The sequence below is a fragment of the Serratia sp. root2 genome, assembly GCF_031931805.1.
Taxonomy (GTDB): Bacteria; Pseudomonadota; Gammaproteobacteria; order Enterobacterales; family Enterobacteriaceae; genus Serratia; species Serratia inhibens.
Window position 1 is genome coordinate 91,767 of sequence record NZ_JAUJXB010000002.1, and the last position, 16,226, is coordinate 107,992.

Below are 16,226 nucleotides of genomic sequence, written 5' to 3' on the forward strand. Positions count from 1 at the left end.
CTTATCACGGCAACAGAGTAGCATGTTCCCCCTACGATCTTACCGTCCATTTCGGAGTTTTCTATGCCGACACGCCGCTACGATGCCGACAGTCGCCGCACCGAGCTTCTTGAACGAATTGAAAGCGATATCCCCTATGCCGTTGCCCAGGCGCTGCGCGAAGACCTGGGAGGCGAAGTCAATGCCGAGCACGATATTACCGCGCAATTGTTACCGGCCGACAAGCAGGCAGAAGCCACCATTATCACCCGTGAACCCGGCGTATTTTGCGGCCGGCGCTGGTTGAGCGAGGTCTTCATCCAACTCGGCAACCAGGTGAAGGTGGAATGGCTGGTGGCGGATGGCGATAGCCTGGTGCCTGACCAAGCGCTGTGCAAACTGAGCGGGCCGGCACGGGTGCTGCTGACCGGCGAGCGCACTGCGCTGAACTTTGTGCAGACGCTGTCTGGCGTAGCGACCGAGGTCAGCCGTTATGTGGCGCTGCTGCAGGGGACGCAAACTCGCCTGCTGGATACTCGCAAGACGCTGCCGGGGCTGCGCACCGCACTGAAATATGCGGTGTTGTGCGGCGGCGGCAGCAACCACCGTTTGGGATTGTCCGATGCCTTCCTGATCAAGGAAAACCACATCATCGCCTCCGGTTCGATCAAAAATGCGGTCGAGAAAGCTTTTTGGTTGCATGCCGATGTGCCGGTCGAGGTGGAAGTTGAATCCCTCGATGAGTTGCAGCAGGCGCTGGACGCCGGCGCCGATATCGTCATGCTGGATAACTTCAGCGTCGAGATGATGCGGGCAGCCGTGGCGCAAACCCAAGGCCGCGCACAGCTGGAAGTCTCCGGCAACGTGACCAGCGAAACCCTGCGCACCTTCGCCGAAACCGGCGTGGACTATATCTCCGTTGGCGCGCTGACCAAACATGTCACCGCGCTCGATCTGTCAATGCGCTTCAAATAAACTCTGCCATTCACACCGTCCTGGCAAACTGGGGCGGTGCTTTTGCGTCAACATTGCGAACCCCGCCGCAACTATTTTCATGCCGCTGCAAACTGAACAACTTGCCATGAAAGCGCGCCGCAGAACACTGACTCCCCGCTAGAAGCCCGCAGCCTGAGCCGTTACCGTTACCTCCACATTCACAGGGAGGCAATAACAAATGGAAACACAGCGCGGTTTTACTCTGATCGAACTGATGGTGGTGATCGCCATTATCGCGATATTGAGCGCCATAGGCATACCCGCCTACCAGCGCTATATCCAGAAAGCGGCAATGACTGACATGCTGCAAGTCATGACGCCTTATAAGCTGGCCGTGGAGCTGTGCGTGCTTGATGGCGGCTCACCAGCGGGTTGTAATGCCGGCAGTAAAGGCATTCCTGCCGACGGCACCTCACGTTACGTCAGCGCCGTTAAAGTCAGCCAGGGCGTGATCACACTGACCGGCACGCAAACGTTGCAAGGGCTGACAGTAGCGCTGACCCCCACCCAAAACGCCAGCGGCCTGACGCGCTGGACACGCCAGTGCACCAGCGACAACGCCAATCTGCAGGAGACCTGCCAGGAAGTATTCCGCTTTGACGATACGGCGAAGGGGGCGTAGCGATGAGCATCGGTATCAGCGATGAAATTCACGCTCTGTGCCAGCGCTACCAGGCGCTGGCACTCAGCGAAGACGACGACAGCCTGACCGTGGCCCTGAACGCTGACGTACCGCAGGGGCTGCTGCCAGCCCTGCGTTTCGCCACCGGCAAACGCATCCATCTGGAGCAGTGGCCTGCGGCCCGGCTGGAGCTGGAACTGAACCGCCGGCAGATGCAGGGCGACCGGTTTGGGCAAAACACGCAGGAGGCCGAGCCGGACGCACCCTCGTTGAATGACGACAGCGACGCGCCCGTGGTGCAGTTTATCAACCAGACGCTGCGCATCGCCCTGCAACGGCGCGCCTCGGACATTCATTTCGAACCTTATCAGCAGACACTGCGTATCCGGTTACGTATCGACGGCGTGTTGCAAGTCGTAGCTTCACCGCCTTTCCCGCTTGCCGCTTCCCTTGTCGCCCGGCTGAAGATCATGGGGCAGTTGGATATCGCCGAACGCCGCCTGCCGCAGGATGGGCAGCTCAGCGTGCAACTGGACAACGCCAGTTACTCGATGCGCATAGCCACCCTGCCGACGCTGCACGGTGAGAAAGTGGTGCTGAGGATCCTGCAAACCGAACGCCAGGAGCTGCCGTTGCATCAATTGGGTATGAGCCAAACCGCGCTGGCGCAGTATGCCGAGGCGCTGTCTTGCCCACAGGGCATGATCCTGGTCACCGGCCCGACCGGCAGCGGTAAAACCGTCACGTTGTACAGCGGCCTGCGGCAATTGAATGACGCGCAAAGCAATTTATGCAGCGTCGAGGACCCGATTGAAATCCCGCTGTTCGGTGTTAATCAGACCCAGATAAATCCCAAAACCGAGTTGGATTTTTCTCGCGTATTGCGCGCCTTGCTGCGCCAGGATCCGGACGTCATCATGATCGGTGAGATCCGCGACCGGGAAACGGCGGAAATCGCAGTGAAAGCCGCTCAAACCGGCCATCTGGTCCTCTCGACGCTGCACACCAACTCCACCAGCGAAACCCTGACGCGCCTGACCCATATGGGCATTCCGGGTTATCTGATCGCCGCCTGTCTGAAGCTGGTCATCGCTCAGCGGCTGGTGCGCAAACTGTGCAGCCACTGCCGCTATCAACAGAACCTGCCCGTGCACTTTCCCGCCGCCATTTGGGCCAAGCCCCTGTTACCCTGGCAGGCTGACGGATGCGAGCACTGCTTTAGCGGTTACTATGGCCGTACAGGGGTTTATGAGCTGTTGGTGATCACGCCGGAAGTGCAAGCCGGTCTGCTGCAGGGCGCAGCTCCCGGTCAACTGGCCGATATCGCCCGACAACAAGGGCAGATAACGTTGCTGCAAGCTGGATTAACGCTGGTTTCCGAAGGCCTCACTTCGCTGGAAGAGGTATATCGCATTGTCGGCATCACCGCCGAAAGCGGAGCTGCACCGTGAAAACACAACGCCTTTTCCTTTGGCAAGCCGTCGATCCTCACGGCCAGTTGCGCCAGGGTGAACGGATGAGCGACGAAAAACAACGGGTCAGCCAGTGGCTTATTGAGCAGGGGTTGCAGCCCTGCCAGATCAATAGCGGGAAACGCGTTGCCCCTGCCCAGTGGCGCGGCGAACCCATGATCCAATTCACCCGCCAACTCGCCACCCTGCTGCAAGCCGGGTTACCGCTGGTCAACGGATTACAACTGCTGGCGGAGGAACATCCGTCTGCCGCCTGGCGCTGCCTGCTGCGCGAGATAACCGAACAGGTACGGCAGGGACAGCCCTTCTCCGACGTTATCGCCGGGCAACATGCCATCTTTCCGCTCATCTACCGCCAGTTGATCGCCATCGGGGAACTGACCGGCAATCTTGACGCTTGTTGCCTGCAACTGGCCCAACAGCAGGAAGCGCAACAAAAGCTGCAAAAAAAGGTGATTAAGGCGCTGCGTTATCCGCTGTTTATCTGCGCAGTAGCGCTGTTGGTGAGCATTCTGATGCTGGTGATGGTGCTCCCGGAGTTTGCCGGCGTTTACCAGTCGTTCGATGCGCCATTGCCCTGGTTTACCCAAGGGTTATTGAACCTGTCCGCGATCTTGATCCGCAGCGGGCCATGGTTGGTATCGATAGTGGCCGGCGCGGTGTTTTCTTATTTCCGCTGGCTGCACCCACAGCCACAGTGGCGCAAGCGTGAACAGGCGACGCTGTTGCGCTTGCCGCTGATCGCGCAGTTGATCAAAGGCGGCTGCCTGAGCCAAATATTCCGTATTCTGGCCATGACGCAGCAGGCGGGACTCACGCTGGTTGAGGGGCTGAACGCCGCAGCGCTGTCGGTAGACAGCCTGTTTTACCGCCAGGCGATTGAGACAGTTCGGCAACAGATTGCACAGGGGCATACCTTCTACAGCGCCCTGGGCCAACAGGCGCTCTTTCCTCCATTATGCCAACAGTTGGTGCGGGTGGGCGAAGAGTCCGGCTCGCTTGACACCTTGCTGGGTAAGCTGGCGCTGTGGCATGAGCAGCAAACCTTTGAACTGGCCGATACGCTGGCGCAAACGCTGGAGCCGATATTGATGCTGGTGGTGGGCGCAATAGTCGGGACGCTGGTGATCGCCATGTATCTGCCGATATTTCAGTTGGGGAATGTTTTGGGATAAGCAGGCCGATCTGGAGCACAGCAAAATATGAACTGTGCCCCCAGGAGTAATTACCCTACAGGTTACTTAGCGCCAAATACGCGGTTTTCCTGCTCCGCTACGCGGATGAAGGTGGTGCGCTTGGTCAGCTCTTTCAGCCGTTCCGCACCGACATAGGTGCAGGCGGAGCGCAAACCGCCGAGGATATCACGCACGGTAAACTCAACCTCGCCGCGCAGGGGCAGCTTAACGGTTTTTCCTTCGGCAGCTCGATACTCGGCAACGCCGCCCACGTGGCGCTTCATTGCCGACTCGGAGCTCATGCCGTAGAACAGCATGAATTTCTCGCCGTTCTCTTCCACGACTGTGCCTTCACACTCGTCATGTCCAGCCAACATACCGCCCAACATGACAAAATCAGCGCCGCCGCCAAAGGCTTTGGCCACGTCGCCCGGCACCGAACAGCCGCCATCGCTGACGATTTGTCCACCGAGACCGTGTGCAGCATCGGCGCACTCAATCACGGCAGACAGCTGCGGATAACCTACACCGGTTTTTACCCGAGTGGTGCAAACCGACCCCGGGCCAATGCCGACTTTTACGATATCGGCGCCGGACAGGATCAGCTCTTCCACCATTTCGCCAGTGACCACGTTACCGGCGCAGATCACATGATTCGGGCAAGCTTCGCGCGCTTTCTGCAAGAAGGCGACAAAATGCTCCGAGTAACCGTTGGCCACGTCGATGCAGATAAACTTCAGATCCGGTGACAGTGCCAGAATCTGCTTCATCTTCACAAAATCGGCCTCTGAGGTACCGGTTGAAACCATAACGTGGCGCAGCAACGATGCCGGTACGCGCTGCACGAATGCGGCCCATTGTTCAAGAGTGTAATGTTTGTGTACGGCGGTGAGAACATCGAAGGAAGCCAGGGCCTCTGCCATGCTGAAGGTACCGACCGTGTCCATGTTGGCGGCAATAATCGGCACACCGGACCAGTTCCAGCCAGAATGTTTGAAGGTAAACTGGCGCTCCAGTTCAACCTCAGAACGGCTTTTCAACGTGGAACGCTTTGGGCGAATCAGCACATCTTTAAAGCCTAACTTCAAATCTTCTTCAATACGCATGACTTATGATTTCCTGGTTTTTGGCGACGGATCGCAAGAACGCAATGGCTTGAAAAGCGACGGGGTATACCCTAAATAATTCGAGTTGCAGGAAGGCGACAAGAGTGAGAGTCCCGATGAGCTTACTCACGTAAGTGATTCGGGTGAACACTCGCAGTCAACACACCTGCAGCTTGAAGAATGACGGGTATAGATTAATGCCAGTTCCAGTGACGCTATGATACGCGCTAATAATCGCCGGACAAGACTGCGAATTCACCTTTATTTGCGTTACAATCCGACAAATTTACCTACGAACATGCGGCGTGACTCATCGCTCATTTTCTTGCCCCTGTCGCGTTTTTTATCACCGTACAACGCAACCTGCCAGGCTAGCGCTCCCTACCGACTTGCACTTCTGCACGATCGCTTTATGATTCGTCTATTATTTTTTTATGAATATCGGATGCGTTTTATACCATGGCCTACATTGTAGCGTTGACAGGGGGTATCGGCAGCGGCAAGTCCACCGTAGCAGACGCCTTTGCCCGCCACGGCGTGGAGATTGTCGACGCTGACGTCATTGCACGGCAGGTTGTTGAACCCGGCGCCCCTGCTTTAGACGCTATCGCCGAACGTTTTGGTAATGAAATGTTGCTGGCTGACGGCACGCTTAACCGTTCCGCACTGCGTCAGCGTATATTCAGCAACCCGGATGAAAAACGCTGGCTGAATCAATTGCTGCACCCGCTGATTCATCAGGAAACCCAACGCCAGTTGGCGCAGGTCGCCAGCCCCTATGCACTGTGGGTAGTGCCACTGCTGGTGGAAAATAACCTGCAAGCGCGCGCAGATCGCGTGCTGGTGGTCGATGTCGACAGCGAAACGCAATTGGCAAGAACCGTCACCCGCGACGGAATCAACCGCCAACAGGCGCAAAACATCATGTCTGCACAGGCCACGCGTGAGCAGCGCCTGGCCGTTGCAGACGACATAATCGATAATAGCGGTGCCGCTCAGGGGATAGAGCCATTTGTTGCCGCACTGCATCGCCGCTACCTTGAACTGGCGGTATCAGCGACCCGACAGGATTAAACTGAATGAGTGATGTTTCCCCAGGCGTTCTTTTTGAACATCCGTTGAATGAAAAAATGCGCACCTGGCTGCGTATCGAGTTTTTACTGCAACAATTACATGGCCAGCGAGCATTGAGTGAAACCGCCATTGCGCTGACCTTCTTCCGCACCGTTTCGGACCTGCTGGACGTATTGGAACGCGGCGAAGTGCGCACCGAACTGTTGAAAGAACTGGAGCGTCAGCAGCAGAAGCTGTTGGCATGGGCCGATGTGCCGGGCGTCGATATGTCCGTGATGGATCAACTGCGCGGCCAACTGAAGGAACGCGCTGCGGCGCTGATGTCCGCTCCGCGTCTCGGGCAGGCGCTGCGTGAAGATCGGCTGATTAGCCTGGTGCGCCAACGTCTGAGCATCCCCGGCGGTTGCTGCAGTTTTGACTTGCCCACGTTGCACATGTGGATGCATGCGCCGCAGCAAGAGCGCGATGCTGACGTCACTGATTGGCTGCTGACCCTGGAGCCGTTGAATCTGGCGCTGACGATGGTGCTGGCTCTGATCCGTCAGGCCGGGCCATTCCGCAACCAAATAAGTTTGAACGGCTTCTTCCAGGATAACGCGGAAGGTGCCGATCTGTTGCGTTTGCGCATTAACCTGGCGCACCAGCTTTATCCGCAGATTTCCGGCCATAAAACACGTTATGCGATCCGTTTCCTGCCTTTGGACAGCGAGCACGGCGTGGTGCCGGAACGGTTAACCTTTGAGTTGGCTTGTTGCTAACCCAATGACATAAAAACCTTTCACGCGTGGAAGGGAGTAAGGAACAGAAGATGACTACCGTAGTGAAATGCCCAACCTGTGGCAAAGGCGTGGTGTGGGGTGAAGTGAGCCCGTTCCGCCCATTCTGCTGCAAACGCTGCCAGTTGATCGATCTCGGCGAGTGGGCCGATGAAGAGAAACGCATTCCGAGCAACAACGAACTGTCGGAAAGCGATGACTGGAGTGAAGCGGACGACGACCGCTAATCGCCGAATGACGGCCTGGCGAGCGCCAGGCCAGTTGCATTATTGCGCGGCGTTGGCCTGCTGCACCAGCAGTTTGATAATGCTGATATTGGCTTCGGGGAACTCTTCCTCACGCAAGTCAACCTGCTTCACCCAGCGCATTGGCTGGCCTTCGCGGCCAAACGGCTCGCCCTGCCAACCTTCCACCAGATAAAAGTTCAGCGTGACGATACGGTCGCTAAAGCGGTGCTCCAGCACCTCCAGCAGCGTTGCGCGTTCGGTTTCAATACCGGTCTCTTCGCGTAATTCGCGGCTCAGCGCCTGCTCCGGGGTTTCCCCTTGCTCAATTTTGCCGCCGGGAAACTCCCAGAAACCGGCCATATGTGAATCGGCGGCCCGACGGGTGATAAAAATTTCCTGCTGGGCATTGCGAATGATACCGACGGCGATGTTCAGATGCTTCATCACATCCTCCTGATTAATTCATAAGGGCGCGGACTTTGGCCCTAAAAAACAGGGGCTCAGCATGCTGAACCCCTGGGTTTGAGTCGTTAAACGCTGCCGGGCTTATTTCTGCAGGCGGCCGTGGCACTGTTTGTATTTTTTACCTGAACCGCACGGGCAAAGATCGTTACGGCCTACCTTGCGTTCCGCGCTTGCAGGAGCATTGGGATCCTCGGTGACCAACGAATTTTCTTCGTAGTGGCTCAACTGTTGCTGTGCCGCCAGGCGCTCCGCTTCTTCACGACGCTGCAACTCCATCGCTTCAACCTCTTCCGGCATCCGCACCTGCACTTTACTCAACACACTGATCACTTCGTATTTCAGCGATTCCAGCATGGTCGCAAACATGTTGAAGGATTCACGCTTGTACTCTTGCTTAGGATCTTTCTGCGCGTAGCCACGCAGGTGGATACCCTGACGCAGATAGTCCATTGCCGCCAGATGTTCCTTCCACAGGGAATCCAGCGTCTGCAGCATCACACCCTTCTCGAAGTTGCGCATCATATCCGTGCCAACCACTTCTTCTTTGCGCAGATACTCTTCCTTGGCCTTTTCCAGAATACGCTCACGCAGCGTTTCTTCGTGCAGGTCCGGCTCTTTATCCAGCCACGCGGCGATAGGCATATCCAGATCGAAATCGTTTTTCAGGCGCTCTTCCAGGCCCTGAATATCCCACTCTTCTTCCAGCGACTGCGGCGTAATGTAGCTGTCGATGGTGGTCTTGAAGACGTCTTCGCGGATGCTGGCAATGGTTTCGCTCACGTCGGACACGTCCAGCAGCTCATTACGCTGGCTGTAGATAGCGCGACGCTGATCGCTTGCCACATCATCGTATTCCAGCAGTTGCTTACGAATATCGAAGTTACGGCTTTCCACTTTACGCTGTGCGTTGGCAATCGCCTTGGTGACCCATGGGTGCTCAATGGCCTCACCCTCTTTCATACCCAGTTTACGCATCATGCCGGAAACGCGATCCGAGGCGAAAATACGCATCAGAGCATCTTCCATCGACAGGTAGAAGCGAGATGAACCGGCGTCACCCTGACGACCGGAACGGCCGCGCAGCTGGTTATCGATACGGCGCGATTCGTGGCGCTCGGTACCAATGATGTGCAAACCACCCGCCTTCAATACCGCTTCATGGCGGATTTTCCAGGCCTCTTTAATCGCCGCGATTTGCTCTTCGGTTGGGTCTTCCAACTGGGCAATCTCTGCCTGCCAGCTGCCGCCCAACACGATATCGGTACCACGGCCCGCCATGTTGGTGGCGATGGTAACCGCACCTGTCTGGCCAGCCTGCGCCACGATGTCCGCTTCCATGGCATGGAATTTGGCGTTCAGCACCTTGTGGTCGATGCCGGCCTTCGCCAGCTCGCGGGAAACGACTTCGGATTTTTCGATCGAGATAGTCCCCACCAACACCGGTTGGCCGTTGGCGGTACGCTCGCGGATATCTTCAATAATGGCGCCAATCTTCTCCAGCTCGGTCATATAGACCAGATCCGGCATGTCTTTACGCAGCATTGGGCGGTTGGTCGGCACCACGATGGTATCCAGCTTGTAGATGGAGCTGAATTCGAACGCTTCGGTGTCGGCAGTACCGGTCATGCCGGCCAGTTTCTCGTACAGGCGGAAATAGTTCTGGAAGGTGATGGACGCCAGTGTCTGGTTCTCGTTCTGGATTTCCACGCCTTCTTTGGCTTCCACCGCCTGATGCAGACCATCGGACCAACGACGGCCCTGCATGGTACGGCCGGTATGTTCGTCAACGATGATCACTTCACCGTCTTTCACGATGTAATCAACGTCGCGGGTGAACAGCACGTGCGCGCGCAAAGCGGCGGTCACATGGTGCATCAGCATGATGTTGGTCGGTGAGTACAGTGACTCACCTTCTTCCATAATGCCGGCTTCCACCAGCATTTCTTCGATCAGGATCAGGCCGCGTTCGGTCAGATGCACCTGGCGCGCTTTCTCGTCTACCGAGAAGTGGCCTTCGCCCTGGAAGGAGTCTGAATCCTCTTTTTCCTGACGGATAAGTTTTGGAATCAGCTTGTTAACCTTAATGTACATTTCTGAGCTGTCTTCAGCCGGGCCGGAGATGATCAGCGGAGTACGGGCTTCATCGATCAGGATGGAGTCAACCTCATCCACCAGCGCATAGTGCAGCTTGCGCTGAACGCGCTCTTCCGGGCTGAACGCCATGTTGTCGCGCAGATAGTCGAAACCGTATTCGTTGTTGGTACCGTAGGTAATATCGGCGGCATAGGCTTCGCGCTTGGCCGGCGCAGGCATGCCCGGCAGGTTGATACCGATGCTCAGGCCAAGGAACTCGAACAGCGGGCGGTTGTTTTCGGCGTCACGCTGTGCCAAATAGTCGTTGACGGTAACTACGTGCACACCACGGCCGCTCAGGGCGTTCAGATAGGCGGGCAGGGTTGCGGTCAGAGTTTTACCTTCACCGGTACGCATCTCCGCGATGCAGCGATCGTTCAGTACCATACCGCCCAGCAGCTGCACGTCGAAATGACGCATCCCGAATACGCGCTTGCTTGCCTCGCGTACCACGGCGAAAGCTTCCGGGAGCAGATTTTCCAGTACTTCGCCCTTTTCCAGGCGCGCACGGAACTCGTTGGTCTTGGCTTTCAGCTCATCATCGGACAGCTTTTCCATGTCCGGTTCCATGCGGTTGATCAGTTCAACCGACTTACGCATGCGGCGCAGTGTACGATCGTTACGGCTACCAAAAACTTTGGTCAATAATTTCACTAACATGATGTTTAATATCTCTGTCACGACGGCCAAAACAGGCAGTCAACTTGCTGTTATTTTTAGGTTTTTGTCGCCCAAAGGGCAAAGAATCAGCTTGACGCCACTGGCCCGGCGCGAATGCCCTGCACCTGCGCGAGCCACAAGCCGGTCTGGTGCTGCGCAAAAGCGGGCAGCACGGCATGATCGGTATTACGAATGATGGTCGGCGGCTTCGGCTCATGCGTCAGCAACGCGTTAAGTGTGGAAAGCAGCGCAAGTTGCGCTACCTGCAACGGAGGTTCAGCGACTTCCGCCTCGCTTTCCTGCACCCGTGCGTAAACTGCCTGCGGCGCAAGTGCAAAAGAGAGGTGACGAATGACGGTACGAAGCGCATGCTGGTGCCAGTAGTCGACGCTGAAGGTCGGGCGGCGGTGCGCTTCCTGCAGCAACGCCAGGCTATTGAAGGCGCCGCTGGCGGAATTTTGCCGGTTCAGGCTGGACGAGGTGCTCGGCAAAGCGGCTTGATCGGAGCTGCCCGACAGATTTGAAGGTACGCCAAGCGTGGCCGCGACCATCCCTAACAGGAGATGGGGCCAGAAATAACGTCTGCCAAATTGTCGCCAACGATTTAGAATACCGATCACGAGTTTATAATCCGCCGGAGCCCATTATGCGCGATAGCCGTCCACAATTATTAGATGTCCTGTTCGACGACGCGTCTGCAGAAGACAAAGGGCCGCTGCATAACGTCCAGCAACGCGCTGTAGCGCTGCTTAAGCTTAACCGTGCAGTGAAAGGCGTATTGCCCGTTCAACTGCATCCCTGGTGCCGCGTCGCGAATTTCCGACAGGGTATTTTAGTGCTAGAAACGGCCAATGCCAGCTGGCTGATGCGCCTGCGTTACGAGCAACCGGCTCTATTATCTGCACTACGAGCGCAAATTCTACCATCATTGTCGTCGATCGACATCAGGATTAATCCGGCCTTGATGGCAAAAGGGAGCAACCTTGTGCAGGACGCCGCAAAAACCTTGGGAAATACGCAGACAAAAGTGCCCATGCGGCATCTGAGTCAGGAAAGTGCTGAGGAATTAAGGGGATTGGCGAGCCGGAGTCCGGAAAAACTGCGCAAGGTATTGGAACGACTGGCGTCGCTGGCCGGAGAGAGTGCCAACGCTACCAGTCGTAAGAAGTAATCAGCGGTATCGGCTTATGCCAATACGGTGGACGGGGCTTTGAATGCCAACGGCATTTCGGCTTCGTCCTGGAAGGTGACGTATTCCCACGCTTCCTGTTTCGCCAGAACGGCTTGCAACAGCTTGTTGTTCAGCGCATGGCCTGACTTGTACGCGGTAAACGCGCCAATGATGTTGTGGCCGCACATGAACAGGTCGCCGATGGCGTCCAGCATTTTGTGGCGTACGAATTCGTCTTCAAAGCGCAGGCCGTCTTCGTTCAGCACGCGGTAGTCGTCTACCACGATGGCGCAGTCAAAGCTGCCGCCCAGAGCCAAACCACGTGACTGCAAATACTCGATGTCACGCATAAAACCGAAGGTACGCGCACGGCTGATTTGACGCACGAACGAGTCGGCGGAAAAATCCAGGCGGTAGCGTTGCGTGCTGGCGTCGATCGCCGGGTGGTTGAAGTCGATGGTAAAGTCCAGACGGAACCCGTTATGCGGGGACAGCTCTGCCCATTTGTCGCCATCTTCAACACGCACGGTGTCTTTCAGACGCAGGAATTTCTTCGCTGAGTTCAGTTCTTCGATGCCGGCGTCCAACAACAGATAGACGAACGGACTTGCGCTACCGTCCATGATTGGAATTTCGGCGGCGTCAACTTCAATAATGATGTTGTCGATACCCAGACCAGCCAGCGCAGCATTCAGATGCTCAACGGTAGAAATACGCACGTCATGCTCATTGACCAGGCAAGTACAGAGCATGGTATCACGCACGGATTTTGCATCAGCCGGAAAATCAACCGGTGGATTCAAGTCAGTGCGACGATAGATGACCCCGGTATTAGCCGACGCTGGGCGCATTGTCAGCGTGACCTTCTTGCCGGTATGCAAACCGACACCAGTCGCCTGAACAATACGTTTTAATGTCCTTTGTTTGATCATCGTTTTATCTCGCAATGTTATCCATCCTACCGACCAAGCATACAGCATGGCCGGCGGGACAGTTTAGCACAAAGAGCGGAGATTCCAAATTCTCAGGATATTCTTAGTCAGCCTGCTTGCGCAGGAAGGCAGGAATATCAAGATAGTCGGGCTCTTTATTCGGCTGCGCAGTCGGATCGTTGACCACCTTGGCGGCTGGTTTCACTTCCTGCGGCAGCGGCGACATGCCGTGCTGCTGGTAGCGATGATCCATCACTGGCTGGCTAACCTGTTTATTGGTCACCAGAGTGATTTCAGGACGTTTGTCCATGCCGATACCGGTCGCAACCACGGTCACGCGCAGTTCGTCGTTCATTTCCGGATCCAGTGAAGTACCGATAACCACGGTAGCGTTGTCGGAAGCGAAAGCACGAATGGTGTTACCCACGGTTTCGAACTCATCCAAACGCAGGTCGAAGCCGGCGGTGATGTTGACCAGAACGCCGCGAGCGCCGGACAGGTCGATGTCTTCCAGCAGTGGGCTGGAGATCGCCATTTCCGCCGCTTCTTCAGCGCGGTCTTCACCACAGGCAACGCCGGAACCCATCATCGCGTAGCCCATTTCGGACATCACGGTGCGCACGTCGGCAAAGTCGACGTTCATCAGGCCCGGACGGGTGATCAGCTCGGCGATCCCCTGCACGGCGCCTTTCAACACGTCGTTGGCCGCGCCGAACGCGTCCAGCAGAGAAATGCCGCGACCCAGAACTTTCAACAGCTTATCGTTCGGGATAGTGATCAGTGAGTCCACATGTTTGGACAGCTCTGCAATACCCTGCTCAGCGAACGCCATGCGTTTCTTGCCTTCAAAATTGAAAGGCTTGGTAACCACGGCCACTGTCAGAATACCCAGATCTTTAGCAACTTCAGCCACAACAGGTGCTGCACCGGTACCGGTACCGCCGCCCATGCCGGCTGCAATGAAGACCATGTCTGCACCATCGAGTGCGGCGCGCAGAGCTTCACGATCTTCTTCCGCTGAATTGCGACCCACTTCAGGGTTCGCGCCAGCACCCAGACCTTTGGTAATACCGCTACCGATCTGGATGGTTTGGCCAACTGCCGTTTTACGAAGCGCCTGAGCGTCTGTATTAACGGCGAAGAATTCAACACCTTCGATGCGCTCGCGCACCATGTGTTCAACGGCGTTGCCACCGCCACCGCCGACGCCGATGACTTTAATCACCGCGTCATTGGTTAGTTCCATTGGTTCAAACATAGTTTCTCTCCGTTTTGTGCCTGTCGCTGCGAGATCATAAAAAGATTACTCAGCATGATCTCTTTGTTGAAACATTAAAACTCTTTTCTCAGCCAGCTATTGATACGTTTAAACCAATTGCCCACCGAGGCGCGTTTTTCTACTTCTGCCTCACCGCTCAGGTGAGACTCTTTTCCATAGTGCAGCAGACCTACCGCCGTAGAGTAGTAAGGCTCCTGCGCATAATCCGTCAGACCCGTGATGTTCAAGGGTTGGCCGATGCGTACCTGGGTGTGGAACACCCGTTGCGCACAAGCTGCCAGGCCATCAATTTGGGCGGCGCCACCGGTCAGCACAATACCCGCTGCCAGATGATGCTTCACCCCTTGCTGACGCAGTTGCTCCTGCAATTGCAAAATTTCATCGTTAACCAGATTCAACAGTTCGGTGTAGCGTGGCTCAATCACTTCAGCCAGTGTCTGTCTTTGCAGACTACGAGGAGGACGTCCCCCAACGCTTGGCACCTCTACACTTTCATCCTTGCTAACAATCGACCCAAGCGCACAGCCGTGTCGAACTTTGATCGCTTCCGCGTCTGTCGGCGGCGTGCCGAAGGCGTAAGCGATATCGCTGGTGACCACGTTCCCGGCGTAAGGGATTACTTTGGTGTGGCGCAGCGCACCGCCGGTGTACACCGCCATATCCATGGTGCCGCCGCCGATATCCACCACACAAACGCCAAGTTCGCGTTCATCTTCGGTCAGTACCGCATAACTGGCGGCCAGACCGGCGAAAATAAGTTGGTCAACTTTCAGACCACAGCGTTCTACCGCTTTAACAATGTTCTTTGCCATATCGTTATGGCAGGTAATCAGGTGCACCTTGGCCTGCATGCGCACGCCGGACAACCCAACCGGGTTCTTGATGCCTTCCTGATAGTCGATGGCGTATTCCTGAGGGATAACGTGCAGGATGCGGTGTTCGTCACGTACGCGTACCGATTTAGCGGTATGCACCACGTTCTCCACATCTTCCTGCGTCACTTCCTCTTCGGAAATAGGAACCATCCCTATCTCGTTCTGACAGCTGATGTGTTTGCCCGATAATGCCAGGTAAACCGAAGAAATCTGGCAATCCGCCATCAGCTCGGCCTGATCGATAGCGCGCTGTACGCATTTAACTACCGACTCCAGGTCGTTAACGCCACCCTTATCCATACCGCGAGACGGGCAACTGCCCACCCCGATAATGTTGACCATGCCATCGGGCAGAACTTCCCCTACCAATGCGGAGACTTTTGCAGTACCGATCTCCAGTCCAACTACCAGTTTTCTGTCCGTCGACTTGATCATTGTTGTTTTGCCTGTGCCTGATTCTGTTGCTGATTACTGTTCTGCTGACCGCCTACCGCCTGCGGGTCGATCAATACCGGGGTCCAACCTACCGAGGCACCGGACTCGTAGCGCAAATCGACATAGTTGACGCGCTTGCTTTCCGCCTGCCCCTGCTGCAGCAATACCGGATAGAGCTCGATAAACCGCTGCAGGCGTCCGGTACGATCGTCGCGTCCCAGCTCCAGCCGAACATCATTATCCAAAGCCAGCTGCCAGGAATGGCGGGCGCTCATGGCCGCCATTTTCAGCGTAAATTTGCTGGCCGCTAACATGTTGCTCATGGCCTGATAGCCTTCCAGAACATCCTGTTCGCTCCCTTCCGGGCCATAGAGCAACGGCAATTTTTGTTTGCCGATTCGTTCTGCCGGCACGCTGAAGGATTTGCCTTCGGCGTCCACCATATGTAAATCATTCCAGCGCGCCACCGGGACATACTCGACCAGGTGGATCTTCAGCTCGTCCGGCCACTGCTTGCGCACGCTGGCCTGCTTGATCCACGGCAGGCGTTCAATCTGCTGCTGGATGACATCGACATCCTGCGTCATGAACGTGCCCGGTGCTCCCAGCGCCAGAATCGCCTGGCGAATATCATCGTTAGTGGTGTAATGGCGCTCGCCGGTAACCACCAACCGTGAGAGCGGCAGCCGGCTGGCGTCTTTCATCCAGCCAATGACCATCCAGCCACTCCACAGGACCGTTCCCAGCACCATCAGCAGGAAAACCATTCCCGCCAATTGGGTTCCATTGCTGCGGCGCGGGTTATTATCCACCTCGCGTTCACGCGCATTCAGGGCAGCTTGCGACATA

At 56.3% G+C, this 16,226-nt stretch carries 16 protein-coding genes; 8 read left to right on the forward strand and 8 right to left on the reverse strand.

Annotated features, from left to right (window positions below):
* The first annotated feature begins 63 nt into the window (after window positions 1–63).
* The 4 genes from nadC to hofC all read left to right on the forward strand — a co-directional run bounded on the left by nadC (window position 64) and on the right by hofC (window position 4,244).
* A complete protein-coding gene (gene nadC / locus QZQ97_RS14145) occupies window positions 64–954 on the forward strand; it encodes a carboxylating nicotinate-nucleotide diphosphorylase (protein WP_311993992.1) in 891 nt (296 codons plus the stop codon).
* Between the two features lie 199 nt (window positions 955–1,153).
* Complete coding sequence (gene ppdD, locus QZQ97_RS14150; protein ID WP_311993993.1) at window positions 1,154–1,597, forward strand: prepilin peptidase-dependent pilin; 444 nt, start codon at window positions 1,154–1,156, stop codon at window positions 1,595–1,597.
* Window positions 1,598–1,599: 2 nt separating this feature from the next.
* Complete coding sequence (gspE, locus tag QZQ97_RS14155) at window positions 1,600–3,048, forward strand: type II secretion system protein GspE (protein WP_311993994.1); 1,449 nt, start codon at window positions 1,600–1,602, stop codon at window positions 3,046–3,048.
* Entirely contained in the window at window positions 3,045–4,244 is a 1,200-nt protein-coding gene (gene hofC, locus QZQ97_RS14160) for a protein transport protein HofC (protein WP_311993995.1), read from the forward strand. The genes gspE and hofC overlap by 4 nt, the downstream gene beginning before the upstream one ends.
* 62 nt (window positions 4,245–4,306) lie before the next feature.
* Here the strand turns inward: hofC and QZQ97_RS14165 are convergent, their stop codons facing one another.
* A complete protein-coding gene (locus QZQ97_RS14165; RefSeq protein WP_311993996.1) occupies window positions 4,307–5,350 on the reverse strand; it encodes a GMP reductase in 1,044 nt (347 codons plus the stop codon).
* A gap of 459 nt (window positions 5,351–5,809) precedes the next feature.
* Here QZQ97_RS14165 and coaE point away from each other — a divergent pair, with 459 nt between their 5' ends.
* Genes coaE through yacG form a run of 3 tightly spaced genes read left to right on the forward strand, consistent with a single transcriptional unit; the run spans window position 5,810 to window position 7,427 of the window.
* Complete coding sequence (gene coaE, locus QZQ97_RS14170) at window positions 5,810–6,424, forward strand: dephospho-CoA kinase (RefSeq protein ID WP_311993997.1); 615 nt, start codon at window positions 5,810–5,812, stop codon at window positions 6,422–6,424.
* Between the two features lie 5 nt (window positions 6,425–6,429).
* Window positions 6,430–7,182 (forward strand): cell division protein ZapD, encoded by a 753-nt coding sequence (zapD, locus tag QZQ97_RS14175; protein ID WP_311993998.1) that lies wholly within the window; start codon window positions 6,430–6,432, stop codon window positions 7,180–7,182.
* A gap of 50 nt (window positions 7,183–7,232) precedes the next feature.
* A complete protein-coding gene (yacG, locus tag QZQ97_RS14180) occupies window positions 7,233–7,427 on the forward strand; it encodes a DNA gyrase inhibitor YacG (protein WP_311993999.1) in 195 nt (64 codons plus the stop codon).
* A 39-nt stretch (window positions 7,428–7,466) separates the two neighbouring features.
* Here yacG and mutT read toward each other — a convergent pair whose 3' ends face one another.
* The 3 genes from mutT to secM all read right to left on the reverse strand — a co-directional run bounded on the left by mutT (window position 7,467) and on the right by secM (window position 11,305).
* On the reverse strand, window positions 7,467–7,871 hold the full coding sequence (gene mutT, locus QZQ97_RS14185) for an 8-oxo-dGTP diphosphatase MutT (protein ID WP_311994000.1): 405 nt from the start codon (window positions 7,869–7,871) through the stop codon (window positions 7,467–7,469).
* Between the two features lie 102 nt (window positions 7,872–7,973).
* Window positions 7,974–10,685, reverse strand: coding sequence for a preprotein translocase subunit SecA (gene secA, locus QZQ97_RS14190; protein WP_311994001.1), 2,712 nt, complete (start codon window positions 10,683–10,685; stop codon window positions 7,974–7,976).
* Window positions 10,686–10,771: 86 nt separating this feature from the next.
* Window positions 10,772–11,305: a secA translation cis-regulator SecM gene (secM, locus tag QZQ97_RS14195; RefSeq protein ID WP_311994002.1), complete on the reverse strand. Its 534-nt coding sequence runs from the start codon at window positions 11,303–11,305 to the stop codon at window positions 10,772–10,774.
* A 26-nt stretch (window positions 11,306–11,331) separates the two neighbouring features.
* Between secM and QZQ97_RS14200 the strand changes: the two genes are divergently transcribed.
* Window positions 11,332–11,856 carry a DUF721 domain-containing protein gene (locus QZQ97_RS14200; protein WP_006317619.1) on the forward strand — a complete coding sequence of 175 codons (525 nt, stop codon included), beginning with the start codon at window positions 11,332–11,334 and terminating at the stop codon, window positions 11,854–11,856.
* Between the two features lie 14 nt (window positions 11,857–11,870).
* Here QZQ97_RS14200 and lpxC read toward each other — a convergent pair whose 3' ends face one another.
* The 4 genes from lpxC to ftsQ all read right to left on the reverse strand — a co-directional run bounded on the left by lpxC (window position 11,871) and on the right by ftsQ (window position 16,225).
* Complete coding sequence (lpxC, locus tag QZQ97_RS14205) at window positions 11,871–12,788, reverse strand: UDP-3-O-acyl-N-acetylglucosamine deacetylase (RefSeq protein WP_006317618.1); 918 nt, start codon at window positions 12,786–12,788, stop codon at window positions 11,871–11,873.
* 103 nt (window positions 12,789–12,891) lie between these two features.
* Window positions 12,892–14,046: a cell division protein FtsZ gene (ftsZ, locus tag QZQ97_RS14210; RefSeq protein WP_006317617.1), complete on the reverse strand. Its 1,155-nt coding sequence runs from the start codon at window positions 14,044–14,046 to the stop codon at window positions 12,892–12,894.
* Window positions 14,047–14,120: 74 nt separating this feature from the next.
* Complete coding sequence (gene ftsA, locus QZQ97_RS14215; RefSeq protein WP_004950148.1) at window positions 14,121–15,377, reverse strand: cell division protein FtsA; 1,257 nt, start codon at window positions 15,375–15,377, stop codon at window positions 14,121–14,123.
* Window positions 15,374–16,225: a cell division protein FtsQ gene (gene ftsQ, locus QZQ97_RS14220; RefSeq protein ID WP_311994003.1), complete on the reverse strand. Its 852-nt coding sequence runs from the start codon at window positions 16,223–16,225 to the stop codon at window positions 15,374–15,376. Before ftsQ ends, ftsA begins: the two co-directional genes overlap by 4 nt.
* Window position 16,226 lies beyond the last annotated feature (1 nt).